Genomic DNA, 19,044 nt, shown 5'->3' with positions numbered 1-19,044 from the left:
GGTGCGACGCTCGCGGTCGGCGGCCAGTGCCTCGTCGACCGTGTCGGGCGACTCGCCGCGAGCCTCCTGCGAACGCTTCACGAGGGCGGGGTCGTCACGGAGGAGGGCGAGATCGATCACCCGTCGAGTCTAGTCGCGGCCTCCCCACCCCCGCCCTGGTGCGGAAGGGACGCGAGCGCAAGGGTCTCCGAGAGGCGGATGCCGAGCCCTATCCTGTACGCATGGCGACCGATCCCGGCACGACGCACCGCTCCGACGACGCGCACGACCCGGCTACCGCAGCCGAACCCGACGGGGTGATCCGCGAGCCCGAGGACGTCTCCGCCGACACACGGGACGACGAGACCGGAGAGGCACGCCGCGTCGATCGCAGCGGGTCGCCGGAGCCGATGCCCGATGTGGAGGGCCGGCCGAGCCCCAAAGCCGCCCTCGTCTACAACCCGATCAAGGTCGACGGCGACGAGCTGCGCGAGCAGGTGGCCCGTGCGGCGAAGGATGCCGGCTGGTCCGAGCCGCTCTTCTACGAGACGACGGTCGACGACCTCGGCGACGACGTCGCACGCCAGGCGCTGGCGGAAGGTGTCAACGCCGTGCTCGTCGCCGGCGGCGACGGCACGGTCCGGGCCGTCAGCGAGGCGATGACCGGCTCGAGCGTCCCTCTCACGATCGTCCCGAGCGGCACCGGAAACCTCCTCGCCCGCAACCTGCAGCTCCCCCTCGCCGACCCGGCCGCGATGATCGCGGCGACCTTCGACGGCGACACCCTCGCGATCGACGTGGGTCTCGCGCAGCTGCGGCGGCCCGACGGCGAGACGGCGGAGCACGCATTCGTCGTCATGGGCGGTATGGGCCTCGACGCCGCGATGATCGCCAACACCAACAGCGACCTCAAGAAGAAGGTCGGCTGGGTCGCCTACGTCGACGGTGCGGCCCGCTCGATCGCGCAGGCCAAGCCGTTCCCCGTCGTCTACCAGGTGCCCGGTCATCGCATCCACCGCGCCGACGTGCAGAGCGTCCTGTTCGCCAACTGCGGCTCGCTGCAAGCGGGGCTCGAACTCATCCCCGAGGCATCCATCACCGACGGCGAACTCGACGTCGCCATCCTGCAACCGCGCTCGGCCCTCGGCTGGCTGCTGGTCTGGCGCCGCCTCGCGTGGGACAACAGCGTGCTGCGCAAGTTCCGCGCCGGCCGCAAGATCCTCGCCGTGCGCACCGCCGACAACTCCGTCCGCTACTCGCGCGGCAAGGGCATCGACCTCGCCGCCGAAGAGGCGCACCCCGTGCAGCTCGACGGCGACGAGTTCGGCGAGGCGACGCGCATCGCGGTGCGCGTCGTCGCCGGCGGCCTCACCCTCGCGATCCCCCGCGGGCACTCGGTCGAGGCCGTCTGACCCGACCCGCTGAGCGATCCGGCGTCGGATTGCAAGGGGCGGAATCGCGGAGCCGCGACGGTCAGGATGAGGGGATGCCGTCCCCTTCGATCGTCTGGTTCCGCGACGACCTCCGCCTCGCCGACCATCCCGCGCTCCGCGCCGCACTCGATCGCGGCGAGCCGGTGATCGGGGTGTACGTGCTCGATGAAGAGAGCGACGGCATCCGTCCCCTCGGCGGCGCAGCTCGCTGGTGGCTGCATCACTCGCTCGCCTCCCTCGCCGAGCGACTCGCCGACCGCGGCTCGCGGCTGATCCTGCGCCGCGGCCCCGCCCACCGCGTCATCCGCGAGGTGGCGGCGGATGCCGACGCGGGCGCGGTGTTCTGGAACCGCCGGTACGGCGGCCCCGAGCGGGAGATCGACGCGGCGCTCAAGTCGGACCTGCGGGAGGGTGACGTGGAGGTCGCGTCGTTCGCGGCATCCCTCCTCTTCGAACCGTGGACGATCGCGACCGGAGCCGGCAAGCACTTCTCCGTCTACAGCCCGTTCTGGCGCGCCTGCCTCGGGCAGCCGGCGCCGCGCGCTCCCCTGCCCGAGCCCCGCGAGGTACCGGGGCCGTCGCGGTACCCGACCTCGGACGACCTCGACGACTGGGAGCTGCTGCCGACGAAGCCGGACTGGGCGCAGGGCCTCCGCGACACGTGGGAGCCGGGCGAGCCGGCGGCGCAGCGGCGACTGAAGGAGTTCCTCGAGGAGGACCTCGGACACTACGACGACGCCCGCGACCGGCCGTCCGCCGGCGCGACCTCCCTGTTGTCGCCGCGGCTGCGCTGGGGCGAGCTCAGCCCCCACACGGTGTGGCATGCCGCCGTCGAGACGCCGGGCGCCTCCGGATTCCTCTCCGAGATCGGGTGGCGCGAATTCGCCTGGCACACGCTGTACCACTTCCCGGATCTCGCGACGAAGAACCTCCGCCCCGAGTTCGACGCGTTCCCGTGGCCGCGGCTCAAGCCGACGGCGCTGCAGGCGTGGCAGAAAGGACAGACCGGCTACGCGATGGTCGACGCCGGGATGCGGGAGCTCTGGGAGACCGGGTACATGCACAACCGGGTGCGGATGATCACGGCATCCTTCCTCATCAAGAACCTGATGATCGACTGGCGCCGCGGCGAGGAATGGTTCTGGGACTGCCTGGTCGATGCCGACGGAGCGAGCAACACCTTCAACTGGCAATGGGTGGCGGGCTCCGGCGCAGACGCGGCTCCCTACTTCCGCGTCTTCAACCCCGAGTTGCAGGCCGACAAGTTCGACAAGCGCCGCGAGTACATCGGGCAGTGGGCACCGGAGTACACGGATGCCGACGGCCAGCCGCCCATGCCGATGGTCGCCCTGAAGGCGACGCGGCAGAACGCGCTCGCCGCCTACGAGAAGGTCAAGCAGGCCTCACGTCAGGCGTGACACCGCACACGCGACCGCGCCGCGGATCGGAGCCCGAAGGCCCGACCCGCGGCGCGGATGCGTGGTGTCAGTGAATCGTGGTGTCAGTGAATGACGGGTGTCAGCGAGTGGTCACTCGGCGACGGGGATGGACTGCGCCTTGAGGGCGTCGACCGTCTTGGTCTGCGCGGACTCGAGCGCCTCGAGCAGCGTTCCCTGGCCGCTGGCGGCCTTCTGGAAGCCGTCCGACACGTCGGCGTACGTCTGCGTCATGGTCGGGCCCCACACGAAGTCGGGGTTGACCTCGGAGGCAGCCTGGGCGAAGACGTCGTAGATCTTCTGTCCGCCGTAGAACTCCACACCCTCCTGCAGCGAGGGGAGCTTCAGCCCCTCGGTGGTGGCGGGGTAGATGTTCGCCGACTTGTTGAGAGCCGTGAGCGCCTCTTCGGACGTGTTCAGCCACAGCGCGAACTTCGCGGCCTCGTACGGGTGCTCGGTGCCCTTGAAGACGGCGACCGACGAGCCGCCCCAGTTGCCCGAGGCCTTCTCGCCTGCAGCCCACTGCGGGGAGGGAGCGACCGACCACTTGCCGGTGGTGTCAGGAGCACCGGACGAGATGGAGTTGGCGCCCCACACGGCCGAGTTCCAGCTCCAGACCTTGCCCGAGTTGTAGGCGTTGTTCCACTCCTCGGTCCAGGCCGGGTAGGTGGAGACGAGGTCCTCGTCGATCAGGTCCTGCCAGTAGTCGGCGACCTTCTTGGACTCGTCGCCCGTCAGGTTGACCTTCCACTCCTGGCCGTCGTTGGCGAACCAGTCGCCACCGGTCTGCCAGACGAGGCCGGCGAACTGGTTGATGTCGGCGGTCGAGAAGTTGGTGATGTAGCCACCGGTCTTGCGGACCTCCTTGGCGGCTTCCTTGTACTCGTCCCACGTCGTCGGAACGGCGATGTTGTTCTGCTCGAACAGGTCGGAGCGGTAGAACAGCGCCATGGGGCCCGAGTCCTGCGGGATGCCGTAGACGCCGTCGGAGCCGAGGGTGACCTGGTTCCAGGTCCACGGGATGAACTCGTCCTTCGCGGCGACGACGTCCTCGCACGCGGACAGGTCCTCGAGACCGTCCTGGACGCGGAAGCTCGACAGCGCGTCGTACTCGATCTGGCCGAGGTCGGGGGCGTTACCCGCCTCGAGCTGGCTGAAGAAGCTCGCGTACGTGCCGGAGTTGCCGTTGGGGCCCGTCTGGACCTTGACCTGGATGTCGGGGTTCTCGTCGTTCCACATCTTCGCGGCGTCCTCGATGCCCGGGATCCACGACGTGAAGTCGAGGGTGACCTTGCCGTCGGAGGGGGCGCACGCGGCGGGGTCCGCTGCCCCGTCGCCGCTGCCGCCACCGTTGCCGCCGGCGCAGCCGGCGAGGGTGAACGCAGTGAGCAGTGCGACGCCGGCGACGACTGCCTTCTTGGTGTGCTGCATGGGATTTCCAATCTGATCGTTGATCGGGTGACAGGTACTGGTATTGCAGGGATGCCGAGGGGTCCGCCCTCGGCAGGAGCTCACTTCACGGAACCGGTGCCGAGTCCGTTGCGCCAGAAGCGCTGAAGCAAGAGGAAGGCGATGATGAGCGGCACGATCGACAGGAAGGCGCCGACCAGGACGTAGGTGCGCAGCTCGGGGATCTGGTTGAGCTGCGTGTTCCACGTGTAGAGCCCGTAGGTGACGGGGAACAGGTCCTGGCTGCGGAGCATGATCAGCGGCAGGAAGAAGTTGTTCCAGATGGACACGAACTGGAAGAGGAACACCGTCACGAGAGCCGGCGCCATGAGCCGCGTCGAGACCGTGAAGAACGTTCTGACCTCACCCGAACCGTCGAGGCGCGCGGCCTCGATGAGCTCGTCGGGCACCGACGACGACGCGTAGATGCGCGCGAGGTAGACGCCGAAGGGACTCACGATGCTCGGCAGGAGGACCGCCCAGAACGTGTTGGTCAGGTTCACCTGGCTGAACAGGAGGAACAGGGGCAGTGCGAGCGCGGTCGCCGGGACGAGCACGCCACCGAGGACGATGTTGAAGAACGCCTCACGACCACGGAACCGGTACTTGCCGAGGGCATAGCCCGCCATGCCGGCGAACACGGTCGCCAGCAGAGCGCCGAGACCCGCGTACCCCAGGCTGTTGAGCAGCCAGCGGAAGTAGATCCCGTTGTTGTAGGAGATGAGGTCGCCGATGTTGGCGAACAGGTTCCAGTCGGCGAACCACAGCGGGTTGGTCGTCAGCAGCTGACCACGGTCCTTCGAGGAGGCGATGAACAGCCACCAGATCGGCACGAGGAAGTACAGCGTGAAGATCCCCATGATGAGCAGGGCTGCGCCGCGCGAGAGGATTGACTCCCGCGGACCGCGGGTCTTCGGGAGGTCGGTCGCCAGGGCGCCGTTGGTACGGGTGAGGAGGCTCATTGCTCGGCCTTCCGCTGGGTGAGCTTCAAGAACGCGAACGACAGGACGCAGGTGGCGAGCGCCAGCACGACCGAGAAGGCCGCCGCGAGGTACGGGTTCGGCACCGAGCTGGTCGCGTAGATCGTCATGTTCGGCGTGAACGTGGACGAGACCGCCGTGCTGAACGAGCGGAAGACCTGCGGCTCGGCCAGCAGCTGCAGCGTGCCGATGATCGAGAACACGGCCGTGAGGATGATGGCGGGGGCCACCATCGGGATCTTGATCGACCAGGCGATGCGGATCTGCCCGGCACCGTCGAGGCGCGCGGCCTCGTAGACCTCGGCGGGGATCGCGAGGAGGGCCGAGTAGATGATGAGCATGTTGTAGCCCACGAAGACCCACGTCACGACGTTGGCGATCGACCAGAGGACCATCTCGGGCGAGAGGAAGTCGACCGAGTTCGTCAGGCCCGTGAACGGCGACAGGTTCGGCGAGTACAGGAAGCCCCACATGATCGCCGCGATGACACCGGGAACGGCGTAGGGCGCGAAGAAGGCGAGACGGAAGAACCGCTTGCCCTTGAGGACCGGCGAGTCCAGCAGCAGCGCGAACAGCAGCGCGAGGCCCAGCATGACCGGCACCTGGACGACCCCGAACAGCAGCACCCGACCGACGGACTCCCAGAACGGCGCGTTCTGGAACACCTGGATGTACTGCGTCAGTCCGCCGAACACCTCGGTGGGCTCGCCGTAGAGACCGTCGCGCTGGACGACCAGCAGCGACTGCCAGATGGCATAGCCGATCGGCAGCAGATAGAAGAGGGCGAAGAGGATACCGAACGGTCCCAGGAAGACCGCGATCGCCCCCTTGTGCGGGGTCTTGGCCCGCGGGATCCGCTTCGCGCGCGGCGGCTTGGCCGACGAACGCGTCACGAGGACTTCCGTGGCGGTCATGCAGCCGCCTCCTCTCTGATGATGCGCACCGCGCCGGCGGGCACGGTGGCGCGACCGGCGACGGGCGTGCCGGTCACGAGGTCCACGCCGTCGGAGTCGACGTGGACATCGGTCTCGCCGTGGTTGATCACGAAGAGATAGGACGCGAGCTCCCCGCGTCGGCGGACGATCTCGAGGTCGCGCGAACGGGGCTCGACGACGGCGGCCGGAGCGACTCCGGCCTCGTCGGCGAGACGCGTGACCAGGTCACGGTAGTCGGCGTCGCTGGGAACGGTGGCGAGGTACCACGCGGCACCCTCGCCCCAGGCGTTGCGGGTGAGCGCCGGCATCCCCGCGGCGGGGCCGTCGGTGAAGGATGCCTGGGCCTCGGCCGTGGTGGTGCGGGACCGCTCGGACCACAGCCGTGCCGTCGATCCGTCGCTCAGGGTCAGCGACACCTCGGACGCGACGGGGGCGAACTCCTCGATGTGCAGGCCGAGGGCCTCGCGGAGCGGACCCGCGTAGCCGCCGGTGTAGACCCGGTCGTTCTCGTCGACGATGGCGGTCGAGAAGGTGACGAGTGCGGTGCCGCCGGCGGCGATCCACGCGGTCAGGACCGCGGCATCCGCTTCGGTCATGAGGTGGACGCCCGGGACGACGACCATGCGGTAGCCGGAGAGGTCCGAGCCGGGGGCCACGACGTCGACGGTGAGGCCGTTCGCGTGCAGGGCACGGTACGAGGCGTGCACCTGCTCGAGGTAGCCGAACGCCTGGCTCGGGCGGGTCTCGCTCTGGGTCGCCCACCAGGACTCCCACGAGAAGAGGAACGCGATGTCGGACTCGACGCGGGAGCCTGCGACCTCGCCGAGGCGGTCGACGATCCCGCCGAGCTCGACGACCTCGCGCCACACGGCGGAGTCGGTGCCGGCGTGGGGAAGCATCGCGGAGTGGAACTTCTCGCTCCCCTGCACCGAGGCGCGCCACTGGAAGAAGCAGACGCCGTCGGCGCCGCGTGCGACGTGGGTCAGCGAGTTGCGGATCATCTCACCGGCAGCCTTGGGCTTGTTCAGCGGCTGCCAGTTGACGGCGCCGGTCGAGTGCTCCATGAGGATCCACGGAGACCCCTGCGCGAGACCGCGCGAGAGGTCCGCGGCGAACGCGAGTTCGGACCGCGGGTCGCCGAGTCGGTGGTCGAGGTAGTGATCGTTCGCGATGACGTCCATCTCGCCCGCCCACGACCAGTAGTCGAGGTTCTCGATGTGCGCGGTCACCATGAAGTTCGTGGTGATCGCGATCTCGCTGTGGGCGCGGATGGCCTCCGCCTCGGCACGGTAGTGCGCGAGAAGGGCGTCGCTGCTGAAGCGGTGGAAGTCGAGCATCTGCCCCGGGTTGCGGCTGGACAGGGTCGCCTTGGGAGTGAGGATCTCGTCCCACTCGTAGTAGGTCTGGCTCCAGAACGCGGTGCCCCACGCTCGGTTCACGGCCTCGACGGTGCCGTAACGGGCCTGCAGCCAGACGCGGAACGCGGCGGCGCTCTCGTCGCAGTGGCAGAGCGCGTTGTGGCAGCCGAGCTCGTTCGACACGTGCCAGAGCGCGATCGCGGGGTGCGAGCCGTAGCGGGCGGCGACGGCGTCCACGAGCGCGAGGGCGGCCTGGCGGTAGACGGGCGAACTCGGGCACCACGCCTGACGCCCACCCGGGTAGCGGCGCGTGCCGTCCTCGACCACGGGGAGGATCTCGGGGTGGGCGGTCGTCAGCCAGGCGGGGGTGGAGGCGGTACCGGTGCCGAGGTTGATGCGGATGCCGGCCGCGTGCAGCCGGCCGATGATGTCGTCGAGGCGGGCGAAGTCGTACTGACCGGCACGGGGCTCGATGTGCGCCCAGCCGAAGATGTTGATCGCGACCAGGTCGACTCCGGCTTCGCGCATGAGCGCGATGTCCTCATCCCAGACGTCGGGCGTCCACTGTTCGGGGTTGTAATCACAACCGAACGCGATGCCGTCGTGCGCGAAGGGGCGGGCGGGGACCGACATGTTCTCCTCTTGGATCCTGTGAACGTGCACAGGATCAAGCGGTGTTCCTCCGCGTTGAGGCTCTGTGAACGTGTACAGAGTAGGCAGAGCGAATCCCCGATGTCAACACGGGTGGGCGCGACACCCGTTCTCCCGCGAATCGGCGGCAGAGGCGGTATCCCTGGACCTGCGACTCGCTTACCAGCGGGCGCACGGAGCGTGTGTGCGTGCACATACGATGAGCGCGTGAGCAACGACCGCACGGATGTCATCGGCCGGCGCCGTCGCGCGACCGTCAAGGATGTGGCCACCGAAGCCGGGGTCTCGCGCGGAACGGTGAGCCGCGTGCTGAACGGCCAGCCCTACGTCTCGAACGAGGCGCGTGAGGCCATCGAGGCCGCGATCGCCAAGGTGGGCTTCGTCCCCAACCGTGCCGCGCGCAGCCTCGTCATGCAGAGCTCGCAAGCCATCGGCCTGATCGTCCACGAGCCCCACTCGCTCTTCGTCGAGGATCCGAACATCGGCTCGATCCTTCTCGGCGCGAATGCGGCGCTGTCCGAGGCGGACTACCAGCTGTCGTTCATGATCGCCGACACCACCCGCGACATCGAACGCCTCGCCCGATACCTGAGTGGCGGCCTGATCGACGGCGTCATCATCGTCTCGGCACGCGTGGGCGACCCGATCACCCGTGCGGTCGCCGACCTCGGCCTGCCCGCCGCTTTCGTCGGCCACCCCCGCGACATCGGCGACGCCGCCTACGTCGCGATCGACAACCGCGGGGCCGCGCGCGAGATCACGAACCGGCTCGCGGCCACGGGACGTCGGCGCATCGGGATGATCGCCTCCGCCCTCGACCGCGACTCGGGCTCGGACCGTCTCGCCGGTTTCGTCGACGCCCTCGGCAACAGATTCGACCCGCAGCTCGTCGAGCGGGTGCCCCTGTACTCCTACTCCGACGGGCAGGAGGGCATGCGTGCACTGCTCGAGCGTGCACCCGACATCGACGGCGTCTTCGCGTCGAGCGACGCCGTCGCCGCCGGAGCGATGGACGTCCTGCAGGCAGCCGGCCGTGTCGTACCGGAGGACGTCGGCATCGTCGGATTCGACGACAGCTCCTGGGCCCTCCGGTGCGATCCGCCGCTGTCGACCGTGCACCAGCCCGCCGGCGAGCTCGGTCGGGCGGCAGCGGAGTCCGTGCTGCGCCAGCTTCGCGGTGAGGACCCCGGCACGAGCGGACGCGTGCTCGAATGTCCCGTGGTCTGGCGCGACTCCGCCTGACGCCTGATGGCCTGACGCCCGACGCGTGCACATATGCGCACGTCGTGCGCTGTGCGTTGACATCGCGGATGATGCGGTGCCACTCTGTGTGCACGTTCACAGCGGATCCATCACCACCTCCGTGAACGTGCACAGTCACACCGGGCAGCGACGCCCGGCATCCCACAAGGAAGTAGGAGTCCGTGAATTCTCACGTCCCTCGACGGCGCCGTCTGGCCGCCATCACCGCCGCGGCAGCCGTCGCGACGTCGCTCTGCATCGCCACCCCCGCGCTGGCCGCTCCCTCGGCCCAGCCGATCTCCCCCGCAGCCAGCGCCACGACATCGCCGGGTACCAGCGTGTCGCTCGACCTCGGGGGCACCTGGAAGTTCGCGAAGGGCGACGACCCGTCCTACGCCTCGCCGGACTTCGACGACTCGTCCTGGCAGGACATCACCGTCCCCGGCGACGGCACCCCCTTCGACGACTACGACGGGTTCGGCTGGTACCGCCTGACCTTCACCTTGCCTCCGGATGCCGCGGGCACGAACCTCGTCGCATCGCTCGGCTTCCTCGACGACGTCGACGAGGCCTACCTCAACGGCACGCGGATCGGCGGTTCGGGCACGATGCCGCCGGCTGCCAGCAGCCAGTGGTTCGAGAAGCGTCTCTACCCCGTTCCGGCCGACGCACCGAACTTCGGCGGCGAGAACACCCTCGCGGTGCGCCTGTACGACATGAACGGCGGCGGCGGCTGGTACGAAGGACCCGTCGGGATCTACTCGAAGGATGCCGTCCGCGCGAACGTCTACGGCATCACCGGGCCCCGCGCCTCGGCCGCGCAGTCGGCCGCCGTGGCGGATGTCCTCGAGGCGCAGAAGACCGCTCTCGCGGCCGGCGATGTCGACGCGTACCTGAAGACGCTCGACAAGAGCTACTTCCACGACGGCCGGTCGAAGGACCGGCGCGCCCGCGAGCTGCGCGACTGGATGAAGGAGTCGGGCTCCCTCACCCTCACCGACAGCGAGGTCGAGGTCGTCACCGGCGAGGACGGCGCCCTCGTCGTCGACACCAACCGGACGATCACGGGCACGCGTGACGGCGAGCCGTACACCTTCCAGCCGGCATCCCAGCAGTTCCTCCACATCGACGGGACCACGCTCCGCGAGACCGGCAACGATTCCCGGTTCTTCCGCGAGACGGTGGATTCCGACCTCGAGGGTCAGCCGCGCGAGTTCGCGACCTACCTGCCCCCGTCCTACCTGAGCGAGCCGAACCGCGAATACCCGGTCGTCTATCTGCTGCACGGCATCAACGGCGGCAGCCGCGAGTGGGAACCGCGCGACATCGACGACGTCCTCGACGGCCTCTGGAAGCAGGGCCTCGCCGAATCGATCGTCATCATGCCCGACGGCGAATCGCTCTGGTATTCCGACCAGCCGAACGGCGGCACGCCGTGGCGCAGCATGTTCCTCACCGAGATGGTGCCCCTCGTCGACAAGGAGTACCGCACCCTCGAGGGCCGCGACTTCCGCGCCCTGACGGGTGTGTCGATGGGTGGCTTCGGCGCCTGGTCGCTCGGACTCTCGAACCCCGGGATGTTCTCCTCCATCGCTTCGCACATCGGTTCGCTGAGCTACTCCGGCTCCGCCCTTCCCACGCCGCTCAAGCAGGCCGGCGACATGACCGCGAAGCAGCTGAAGAAGTTCGACCTCTACTTCGACGCGTGCGAGTTCGACGAGTACCGCTTCGATGACGCCGCACGCTCGATGAACACGATCCTCACCGACAAGGGCGTGCCCCACACGTGGGCCGTCTACCCCGAGGGCCGACACAACGACGCCTGCTGGATGCCGCACCTGAAGGACTCGTTCGGCATGCACTCGACGCACTTCCGCGAGGCGGGCCTGCGCGAGGACTTCGTGAAGCCCGAGATCAGCGTCCCGGCATCCACCACCGTCAGCTTCGGATCGACCTTCGACGCTCTCGCCGGCGTGACCGCGCGCGACGCGGTCGACGGCGACCTCACCGCCGAGCTGTCGGTCCGCGGCACGGTCGACACGAAGAAGCTCGGCACGTACACCCTCCGCTACGTCGTGAAGGATGCCGCAGGCAACCGCGCGCGCGTCGACCGCACGGTCACGGTGGCGCCCGCCGCTCTGACCGTCGGCACGCCGACGGTGTCGGGCTCGGCGAAGGTCGGCGCGACGCTGACGACGAAGCCCGGCACGTGGACGAAGGGCACAGCGTTCGCGTACCAGTGGATGCGCGACGGCTCGCCGATCCGCGGTGCGGTCACCGCGACGCACCGGCTGACGGCCGCCGACGCCGGAACCCGCATCTCGGTGCGGGTGACCGGCACCCAGTCGGGGTACACGACCGCGGCGAAGACCTCGGCTGCGACGACGAAGGTCGCGAAGGGCACCCTCCGCGCGTCGACGCCGACCGTCACCGGCTCGGCCAAGGTCGGCAAGACGCTGACCGCCCGTGCCGGCGCGTGGACCGAGGGAACGCGGCTGTCGTACCAGTGGCTGAACAACGGCAGGGCGATCGCCGGCGCGACCAAGGCGTCGTACTCGGTCGCCCGGGGCGACCGTGGTGACCGCCTGTCGGTGCGCATCACGGGCAGCCTCAGCGGCTACGACACGGTGAGCCGGACCTCCGGCGCCGTGCGCATCGCCCGCTGAATCGAAGGCGGCGCGGAATGCGCCGCCCGCGGCCGGGGTTGCAGTGTTCGTTATGAGCATCGCGACCCCGGCCCTTTCCGTTCTCGACCTCGTCCCCGTCCGCACGGGGCAGACCAGCAGCCAGGCGATCGCCGCCTCGATCGCCCTCGCACAGCGCGCAGACGACCTCGGCTACCAGCGCTACTGGTTCGCGGAACACCACAACATGCCGGCCGTCGCCTCGACGACACCCCCGGTTCTCATCGCCGCGACCGCCTCGCGGACCCGCCGCATCCGGGTCGGCTCCGGCGGCGTCATGCTCCCCAACCACTCCCCCCTCGTCGTCGCCGAGCAGTTCGCGGCGCTCGAAGCCCTCGCGCCCGGTCGCATCGACCTCGGCATCGGGCGCGCGCCCGGGTCGGACCCGGTCATCACGCAGCTGCTGCGCCAGTCGGGGACCACGAGCGACGTGGAGCGCTTCCCGAACCACGTCACCGACATCCGCTCGCTGGTGTCGGCGGAGGGCGCGACGCTGCGGTTCACCTCGGGCGGCACCTACACCGTGACCGCCACACCCGCCTCGACGAGCGCGCCCGAGGTGTGGTTGCTCGGATCGAGCGACTACTCCGCCCAGCTCGCCGCCGGCATGGGCCTGCCGTACGTCTTCGCCAACCACTTCTCGGGCGACGGCCTCGAGCGCGCGCTCGACCTGTACCGCGGGCAGTTCCAGCCGTCCGAGACGCTCGCGGCACCCCGGACCTTCGTCACGGCCAACGCGGTCGTCGCAGACACCGACGACGAGGCGCGCGCCGCGGCCCTCCCGCAGGCACGCATGATGGCGCGGCTGCGCGGCGGCAAGCCGCTGACGGCCCTCGAGACTGTCGAGCAGGCAGCCGCCGCAGAGGCATCCGATTCCCTCGCCGCCCCCGTCTTCGACGCGATGATGTCGCGCTGGTTCGTCGGGACCGGGCCGGAGGTCCGCACGCGCCTCGCCGAGTTCGCTGCTCGTCACGGCGTCGACGAGGTCATGGTCTCGCCCGTCGCCGGTGCGACCGAGGCGGAGCCGATGGATGCCGCGCCCTCGCGGATCCGCACGCTGGAGCTCCTCGCCGCCTGACGCAGTCGTCGCGGGCCGCGGGCCCCCGACGGTAACTCCTCGAAATCGAGCCCGAAAAACGGACGCAACCGGTTCCGCGAGCAGCGGGCCGCGGGTCTTTGAGGAGTTGCGGACCGGCTCAGGCCTCGGGCTCGCCCGAGACGAGACCTCGCAGCCAGTCGCGCGCCTCGACGAACACCTCGTCGGAGTACCGCTCCGGGTAGCGGACGATCGCGCGGTCGGCGCGCGGGTACGACCCGAGGTAGAGGACGCGCGGCGAGAAACGGCGCAGGCCCAGGAGGGCGTCGGCCATGCGCTCGTCCTCGATGTGTCCATCGGCGTCGATGACGAATCGGTAGCGACCGAGCTCGTCGCCGATCGGGCGCGAGGCCAGCAGCGACAGGTTGATCCCGCGGGTGGCGAACTGCTCGAGGAGCTCGAGCAGGGCACCCGGGTGATCCTCGGGGAGCTCGACGATGAGCGAGGTCTTGTCCGCCCCGGTCGGTGCGGGCGGCGGCGCAGTACGGCTCACGAGCACGAAGCGCGTCACGGCGTGCGCGTTGTCGCCGATCTTCTCGGCGAGGAGCTCGAGGTCGTGGAGGGAGAGGATGCCGGGCGGCGCGATCGCGGCATCCGCGGTGATCGTGCCATCGACGATGCCGACGGCCGCCGCGACGTTGCTGGTCGCCGGGATGTGCGAGTGCTCCGGCAGCGCGCTGGTCAGCCACGTGAGGCACTGCGCGTACGCGACGGGGTGAGCGGCGATGACCGAGACGTCCTCGAGGCGGACGCCCGGCTTCGCGACCAGCACGAACTCGACGGGGACGAGGTACTCCCCCACGATCCGCAGACCCGCAACGGTGGCGAGCGCGTCCTGCGTGGTCGAGACGCCGCCGTCGACGGAGTTCTCGATCGCGATCATCGCCGCATCCGATCGGCCCTCGATCACGTCGGCGAGAGCCTCGCCGACGTTGCGGACGGGTCGCCAGTTCTGGTCGCGCGCTTCTGGGACCTGCGCGAGGGCGGCTTCGGTGAAGGTGCCTGCGGGGCCGAGGAAGCTGTACGTGCGACGGGTGGGGGAAGCCGGGGGCTCGGATGTCACGCGGACAGCCTAGTGGGCACCCCCATGAGCTCGACCGCCGGCGACACCCGCTGACGACGGCGGATGCCGCTGACCAGCACCCCCGCGACGAGCACCGCCCCGCCGACCACCTCCCCGACGCTCGGGGCCTCGCCGCGCAGCAGTGCGGCAGAGGCCATCGCGACAACGGGTGCGAGCAGGATCCACGGCACGACCGCCGCCGACGGGTTTCGGCCGAGCAGTCCGTTGAAGACGGCGTAGGCGAACAGCGTGCAGAGCCCCGCCGTGTACAGCGTCGAGATGACGGCCTGCGGACCGATGGCGGCGAGGCCCGCGCCGATCGCGGCGGGACCGTCGATCACGAACGACAGGGCGAGCGCGGGCACGGGGACCACGAGCGACGACCACACCGTCAGCGAGAGCGTCCCGCCCCGGCCGATGCCGGTGACGACGCCCGCGCGGCGCGAGATCACATTGCCGACCGCCCACGACAGCGCGGCGGCGAGCGCGAGGCAGACGGCCAGGACGGGGGCATCCCCGCCGCGGAAGGTCGCGACGACCGCGAGGCCGACGACCCCCAGCCCCACCCCGACGATCTGCATCGCCGAGGGCCGCTCGCGCAGTGTGATCGCCGCGATCACGATCGTGAACACCGCCTGCGCCTGCATCAGGAGCGCCGCGAGGCCCGGGCTCAGCCCCAGGGCGAGCGAGGTGTAGAGCAGGGCGAACTGCCCGAGGCTCATGAACAGGCCGACTCCGACGATCACGCGCCACCCGGTCTGGGGCCTCGGCACGACGAGGACGGCGAGCGCGACGACGGCGAACCGGATCGCCGCGAACAGCAGGGGCGGGATGCCGCTCATCCCCCAGTCGATGACGACGAAGTTCAGGCCCCACAGCGAGGCGACGAGAGCGGCGAGGAGCATGTCACGGCGGGTCACGTGATCCATTCAGCCCGCGGCATCCATGAAGGACAAGCGATCATTCTTTGGGGCAAATCGGTAGCATCGCTACATGATCGATCTCGAGGCCGTCGTCTCCCTTCGCGCCGTCGCCACGGAGGGGAGCGTCGCGGCCGCCGCGACCGCCCTCGGTTTCACGCCGTCGGCCGTGTCGCAGCAGATCAAGCGGCTCGAGCGCGACACCGGCGTGGCCCTGCTGGAACGAGTCGGCCGAGGTGTCGTGCTCACGGAGTCCGCGACGCGCCTCGTGGTATCCGCGACGCCGATCCTCGCCGACCTCGAACGCGTCCGCGCCGATCTGCACGGGAGCGGCGAGCCCGACCGCGTCAGCGGGGAGATCCGCATCGGCGCGTTCTCGACGGTCGTCCGCGGAGTCATGGTGCCCCTCATCGCGGACCTCGGCCGGCGGCATCCGGACCTGCGGGCACCCCTGCGCGAGAGCGAGCCCTGGGAGACGATCGCCCTCGTGGCGTCCGGTCAGCGGGACCTCGGCATCGTGCACCGCTGGGGGAACGTCGCCCTTTCGATCCCCGACCACCTCGTCGAGACCCCGCTGTTCACGGATGTCGCCGACGTGATCCTTCACCGCGATCACCCGCTGGCAGGCCGCTCCGAGCTGCGTCCGGACGAGATCGGCGGCGAGCCGTGGGTCGCGACCTTCGACTCGACCATCTGCCGGCAGTGGCTCCGGCGGCTGTTCGACGGCGTCGGCGGCGCTCCCCGCATCGTGCACGAGTCGATGGAGTTCGAGAACCACCTCGAGATCGCCCGCGCCGGGATCGCGGTCGCCCTGGTGCCCCGGCTCGGCCGGCCTCCCCTGGGCCCGGACCTCGTTGCGATCCCCACCGTGTCGCCGGAGTCCATCCGCGAGGTGTCGGCGATCCACCGCCGCACGATGTCGGACTCCCCCGCCCTGCGGACGGTCCTCGACGCGCTCACCGCACGCACGGAGTCGATGGCGACGGATGCCGGGCGGCTGCCCGCCTGAACAAGCGATGCGGATCCGCGACACGCAGGCGCTCCCGCCCGACTTCCCTGGCAGACTGGGCGGATGAGCCGCGCAGGACAGCCCGCCGAATCCTCTGACCTGATCGATGTCGACGCGCTGATCAGCGCGTACTACGACCTCTCCCCCGATCCGGCGGTCCCCGCCCAGCGGGTCGCGTTCGGCACGAGCGGCCACCGCGGCTCCTCGCTCTCGCGGAGCTTCAACGAGGTCCACATCCTCGCCACGACGCAGGCGATCGTCGACTACCGCGCGGCGCAGGGCATCTCGGGTCCCCTCTTCCTGGGGCGCGACACGCACGGCCTCTCGCTTCCGGCGGAGCACACCGCGATCGAGGTCCTCGTGGCGAACGGCGTCGACGTCCGCGTCGACAGCCGCGACTCGTGGGTGCCGACGCCGGCGCTGAGCCACGCGATCCTCACCTACAACAAGGGACGGGACGAGGCGGATGCCGGTCGTGCCGACGGCATCGTCGTCACCCCGTCGCACAACCCGCCGCGCGACGGCGGCTTCAAGTACAACCCGCCGCACGGCGGCCCGGCCGACACCGATGCCACCGGCTGGATCGCCGACCGTGCGAACGAGCTCATCGAGGCCGGCCTCGAGGGCGTCAAGCGGGTCCGCCACGCCGACATCGACGACGCGACGCTCGGCGAGTACGACTTCCGCGAGGGCTACGTCGCCGACCTCGCGTCGATCATCGACGTCGAGGCGATCGCCCGCGCGGGCGTGCGGATCGGCGCCGACCCGCTCGGCGGCGCCTCGGTCGAGTACTGGGCCCTCATCGGCGAGCGCTACGGCCTCGACCTGACGGTCGTGAACCCCGAGGTCGACCCGACGTGGCGGTTCATGACGCTCGACTGGGACGAGAAGATCCGCATGGATCCGTCGTCGCCCTCGGCGATGGCCGCGCTCGTCGCCCGGCGCGACGAGTACGACATCCTGACGGGCAACGACGCCGACGCCGACCGCCACGGCATCGTGACGCCCGATGCGGGTCTCATGAACCCGAACCACTTCCTCGCCGTCGCGATCGACTACCTGTACGCGCACCGCGAGGGGTGGCCGAAGGATGCCGCGATCGGCAAGACCCTCGTCTCGTCGATGATCATCGACCGCGTCGCCGCCTCGCTCGGCCGGACCCTCCTCGAGGTCCCCGTCGGCTTCAAGTGGTTCGTCCCGGGGCTCCTCGACGGCTCCGTCGCCTTCGGCGGCGAGGAGTCCGCCGGCGCGTCGTTCCTCCGCAAGGACGGCAGCGTGTGGACGACCGACAAGGACGGCATCCTCCTCTGCCTGCTCGCGGCCGAGATCCTCGCCGTCACGGGCAAGACCCCGTCGCAGCGGTACGCCGAGCTCGAGGCCGAGTTCGGGGCATCCGCTTATCAGCGCGTGGACGCGCCTGCCTCACCCGAGCAGAAGGCGGCTCTCTCGATGCTGTCGGGCGACGCCGTCACGGCGAGCGAGCTCGCCGGCGACCCGGTGACCGCCAAGCTGTCGCACGCCCCGGGCAACGGTGCCGCGATCGGCGGCCTCAAGGTGCAGACAGAGTTCGCCTGGTTCGCGGCGCGCCCCTCGGGCACCGAGGACGTCTACAAGCTGTACGCCGAGAGTCTCAAGGGGCCGGAGCACCTCGCGCAGGTGCAGGAGGAGGCCCGCAAGGTCGTCGCGGCAGCGCTGGGTTCCTGAGGCTCGCGGCGCTGGGCTCCTAGGCTCGCAGCGCTCGGTTCCTGACGTCCGGGCCGCCGGTCCCGCGCCAGTAGGCTCGGGATCATGAGTTGGCTCGTCACCGGAGGCGCCGGGTACATCGGCGCCCACATCGTCCGCGCTCTCGCCGAGGCGGGTCTCGACCCGGTCGTCCTCGACGACCTCTCGAGCGGGGACGCCTCGTTCGTGCCCGAGGGGGTGCCCTTCGTTCAGGGCACGATCCTCGACCGGGAGCTCGTCGCGAACACCCTGCGCGAGCACGGCGCCGAAGGCGTCATCCACGTCGCCGGGTTCAAGTACGCGGGCGTCTCGGTCCAGCGGCCCCTGCACACGTACGAGCAGAACGTCGAGGGGACGCGCGTCGTCCTCGCCGCGATGGCGGATGCCGGTGTCTCGAACATCGTCTTCTCCTCCAGCGCCGCCGTCTACGGGACTCCCGACGTGCCGCTCGTGACCGAGGACCTGCCGAAGCGTCCCGCCTCGCCCTACGGCGAGTCGAAGCTCATCGGCGAGTGGCTGCTCGCTGCGCAGGGCGTCGCGACGGCGGCATCCGCTGCGCCCCTGCGCCACACCTCGCTCCGATACTTCAACGTCGTCGGCTCGGGCGATGCGTCGGTATGGGACAAGAGCCCGCACAACCTGTTCCCGATCGTGTTCGAGATGCTGATCGACGGCAAGACGCCGCGCATCAACGGCGACGACTACAACACCCCCGACGGCACGAACGTCCGCGACTACGTGCACGTGTCGGACATCGCCGCCGCGCACGCCGTCGCGGCGCAGCGCCTTCGTGCGGGCGAGCCGGTCGAGCCGGCGTACAACCTGGGTTCGCAGAACGGCCTGTCGGTCCGCGAGATCATGGATGCCGTCGCCCGCGTCACCGGCATCGAGTTCACCCCCGAGGTGGGCCCGCGCCGCGCCGGCGATCCCGACCGGATCGTTGCGACCGGCGAGCTCGCCGCCCGCGACCTCGACTGGAAGATGCGGTACACCCTCGACGAGATGGTGCAGAGCGGCTGGGAGGCCCGCCGCGCCGCCGGCTGATCCCGCCCCGTCGTCCCGACCCCACCCTGCCTGCGCACCGCGC

At 70.0% G+C, this 19,044-nt stretch carries 15 protein-coding genes; 8 read left to right on the top strand and 7 right to left on the bottom strand.

The features are described 5' to 3' along the window. On the bottom strand, positions 1-120 hold a 120-nt coding region (locus tag BLP38_RS14365), incomplete at its 3' end, for a hypothetical protein (protein WP_172824713.1). A 101-nt stretch (positions 121-221) separates the two neighbouring features. On the opposite strand from BLP38_RS14365, the gene BLP38_RS14165 reads away from it, so the two are divergent. Beyond that, the gene (locus tag BLP38_RS14165) at positions 222-1,391 is read left to right on the top strand and encodes a diacylglycerol/lipid kinase family protein (RefSeq protein ID WP_091359332.1); all 1,170 of its coding nucleotides are present in this window, start codon (positions 222-224) and stop codon (positions 1,389-1,391) included. 74 nt (positions 1,392-1,465) lie between these two features. After that, the gene (locus tag BLP38_RS14160; protein WP_091359329.1) at positions 1,466-2,830 is read left to right on the top strand and encodes a cryptochrome/photolyase family protein; all 1,365 of its coding nucleotides are present in this window, start codon (positions 1,466-1,468) and stop codon (positions 2,828-2,830) included. Between the two features lie 111 nt (positions 2,831-2,941). Here the strand turns inward: BLP38_RS14160 and BLP38_RS14155 are convergent, their stop codons facing one another. From BLP38_RS14155 to BLP38_RS14140, 4 genes are all read right to left on the bottom strand, one after another. Next, positions 2,942-4,279 (bottom strand): ABC transporter substrate-binding protein, encoded by a 1,338-nt coding sequence (locus BLP38_RS14155; RefSeq protein WP_091359325.1) that lies wholly within the window; start codon positions 4,277-4,279, stop codon positions 2,942-2,944. Between the two features lie 80 nt (positions 4,280-4,359). Continuing rightward, positions 4,360-5,259, bottom strand: coding sequence for a carbohydrate ABC transporter permease (locus BLP38_RS14150; RefSeq protein ID WP_091359321.1), 900 nt, complete (start codon positions 5,257-5,259; stop codon positions 4,360-4,362). Beyond that, the gene (locus BLP38_RS14145) at positions 5,256-6,191 is read right to left on the bottom strand and encodes a carbohydrate ABC transporter permease (protein WP_091359318.1); all 936 of its coding nucleotides are present in this window, start codon (positions 6,189-6,191) and stop codon (positions 5,256-5,258) included. Before BLP38_RS14145 ends, BLP38_RS14150 begins: the two co-directional genes overlap by 4 nt. After that, positions 6,188-8,203 carry a beta-galactosidase gene (locus BLP38_RS14140; RefSeq protein WP_091359315.1) on the bottom strand — a complete coding sequence of 672 codons (2,016 nt, stop codon included), beginning with the start codon at positions 8,201-8,203 and terminating at the stop codon, positions 6,188-6,190. Before BLP38_RS14140 ends, BLP38_RS14145 begins: the two co-directional genes overlap by 4 nt. A gap of 225 nt (positions 8,204-8,428) precedes the next feature. Between BLP38_RS14140 and BLP38_RS14135 the strand changes: the two genes are divergently transcribed. From BLP38_RS14135 to BLP38_RS14125, 3 genes are all read left to right on the top strand, one after another. Continuing rightward, positions 8,429-9,463 (top strand): LacI family DNA-binding transcriptional regulator, encoded by a 1,035-nt coding sequence (locus BLP38_RS14135; RefSeq protein WP_091359311.1) that lies wholly within the window; start codon positions 8,429-8,431, stop codon positions 9,461-9,463. Positions 9,464-9,645: 182 nt separating this feature from the next. Continuing rightward, positions 9,646-12,129 carry an alpha/beta hydrolase-fold protein gene (locus tag BLP38_RS14130; RefSeq protein ID WP_091359307.1) on the top strand — a complete coding sequence of 828 codons (2,484 nt, stop codon included), beginning with the start codon at positions 9,646-9,648 and terminating at the stop codon, positions 12,127-12,129. A gap of 52 nt (positions 12,130-12,181) precedes the next feature. Further along, on the top strand, positions 12,182-13,225 hold the full coding sequence (locus BLP38_RS14125; protein ID WP_091359304.1) for an LLM class flavin-dependent oxidoreductase: 1,044 nt from the start codon (positions 12,182-12,184) through the stop codon (positions 13,223-13,225). Positions 13,226-13,343: 118 nt separating this feature from the next. Here the strand turns inward: BLP38_RS14125 and pheA are convergent, their stop codons facing one another. Beyond that, positions 13,344-14,306, bottom strand: coding sequence for a prephenate dehydratase (gene pheA / locus BLP38_RS14120; RefSeq protein ID WP_091359300.1), 963 nt, complete (start codon positions 14,304-14,306; stop codon positions 13,344-13,346). Continuing rightward, on the bottom strand, positions 14,303-15,235 hold the full coding sequence (locus BLP38_RS14115; protein WP_231916527.1) for an EamA family transporter: 933 nt from the start codon (positions 15,233-15,235) through the stop codon (positions 14,303-14,305). The genes pheA and BLP38_RS14115 overlap by 4 nt, the downstream gene beginning before the upstream one ends. 64 nt (positions 15,236-15,299) lie before the next feature. Here BLP38_RS14115 and BLP38_RS14110 point away from each other — a divergent pair, with 64 nt between their 5' ends. From BLP38_RS14110 to galE, 3 genes are all read left to right on the top strand, one after another. After that, positions 15,300-16,235 carry a LysR family transcriptional regulator gene (locus BLP38_RS14110; RefSeq protein ID WP_091359296.1) on the top strand — a complete coding sequence of 312 codons (936 nt, stop codon included), beginning with the start codon at positions 15,300-15,302 and terminating at the stop codon, positions 16,233-16,235. Positions 16,236-16,298: 63 nt separating this feature from the next. Continuing rightward, on the top strand, positions 16,299-17,939 hold the full coding sequence (gene pgm / locus BLP38_RS14105) for a phosphoglucomutase (alpha-D-glucose-1,6-bisphosphate-dependent) (protein ID WP_091359293.1): 1,641 nt from the start codon (positions 16,299-16,301) through the stop codon (positions 17,937-17,939). 84 nt (positions 17,940-18,023) lie between these two features. Further along, a complete protein-coding gene (gene galE, locus BLP38_RS14100) occupies positions 18,024-19,001 on the top strand; it encodes a UDP-glucose 4-epimerase GalE (protein WP_091359289.1) in 978 nt (325 codons plus the stop codon). The last annotated feature ends 43 nt before the right edge of the window (positions 19,002-19,044 follow it).

Source organism: Microbacterium sp. LKL04, from assembly GCF_900102005.1.
In the GTDB taxonomy this organism is placed as follows: domain Bacteria; phylum Actinomycetota; class Actinomycetes; order Actinomycetales; family Microbacteriaceae; genus Microbacterium.
The sequence above is the reverse complement of the archived record's forward strand: the minus strand, read 5'-3'. Positions and strand labels throughout refer to the sequence as shown.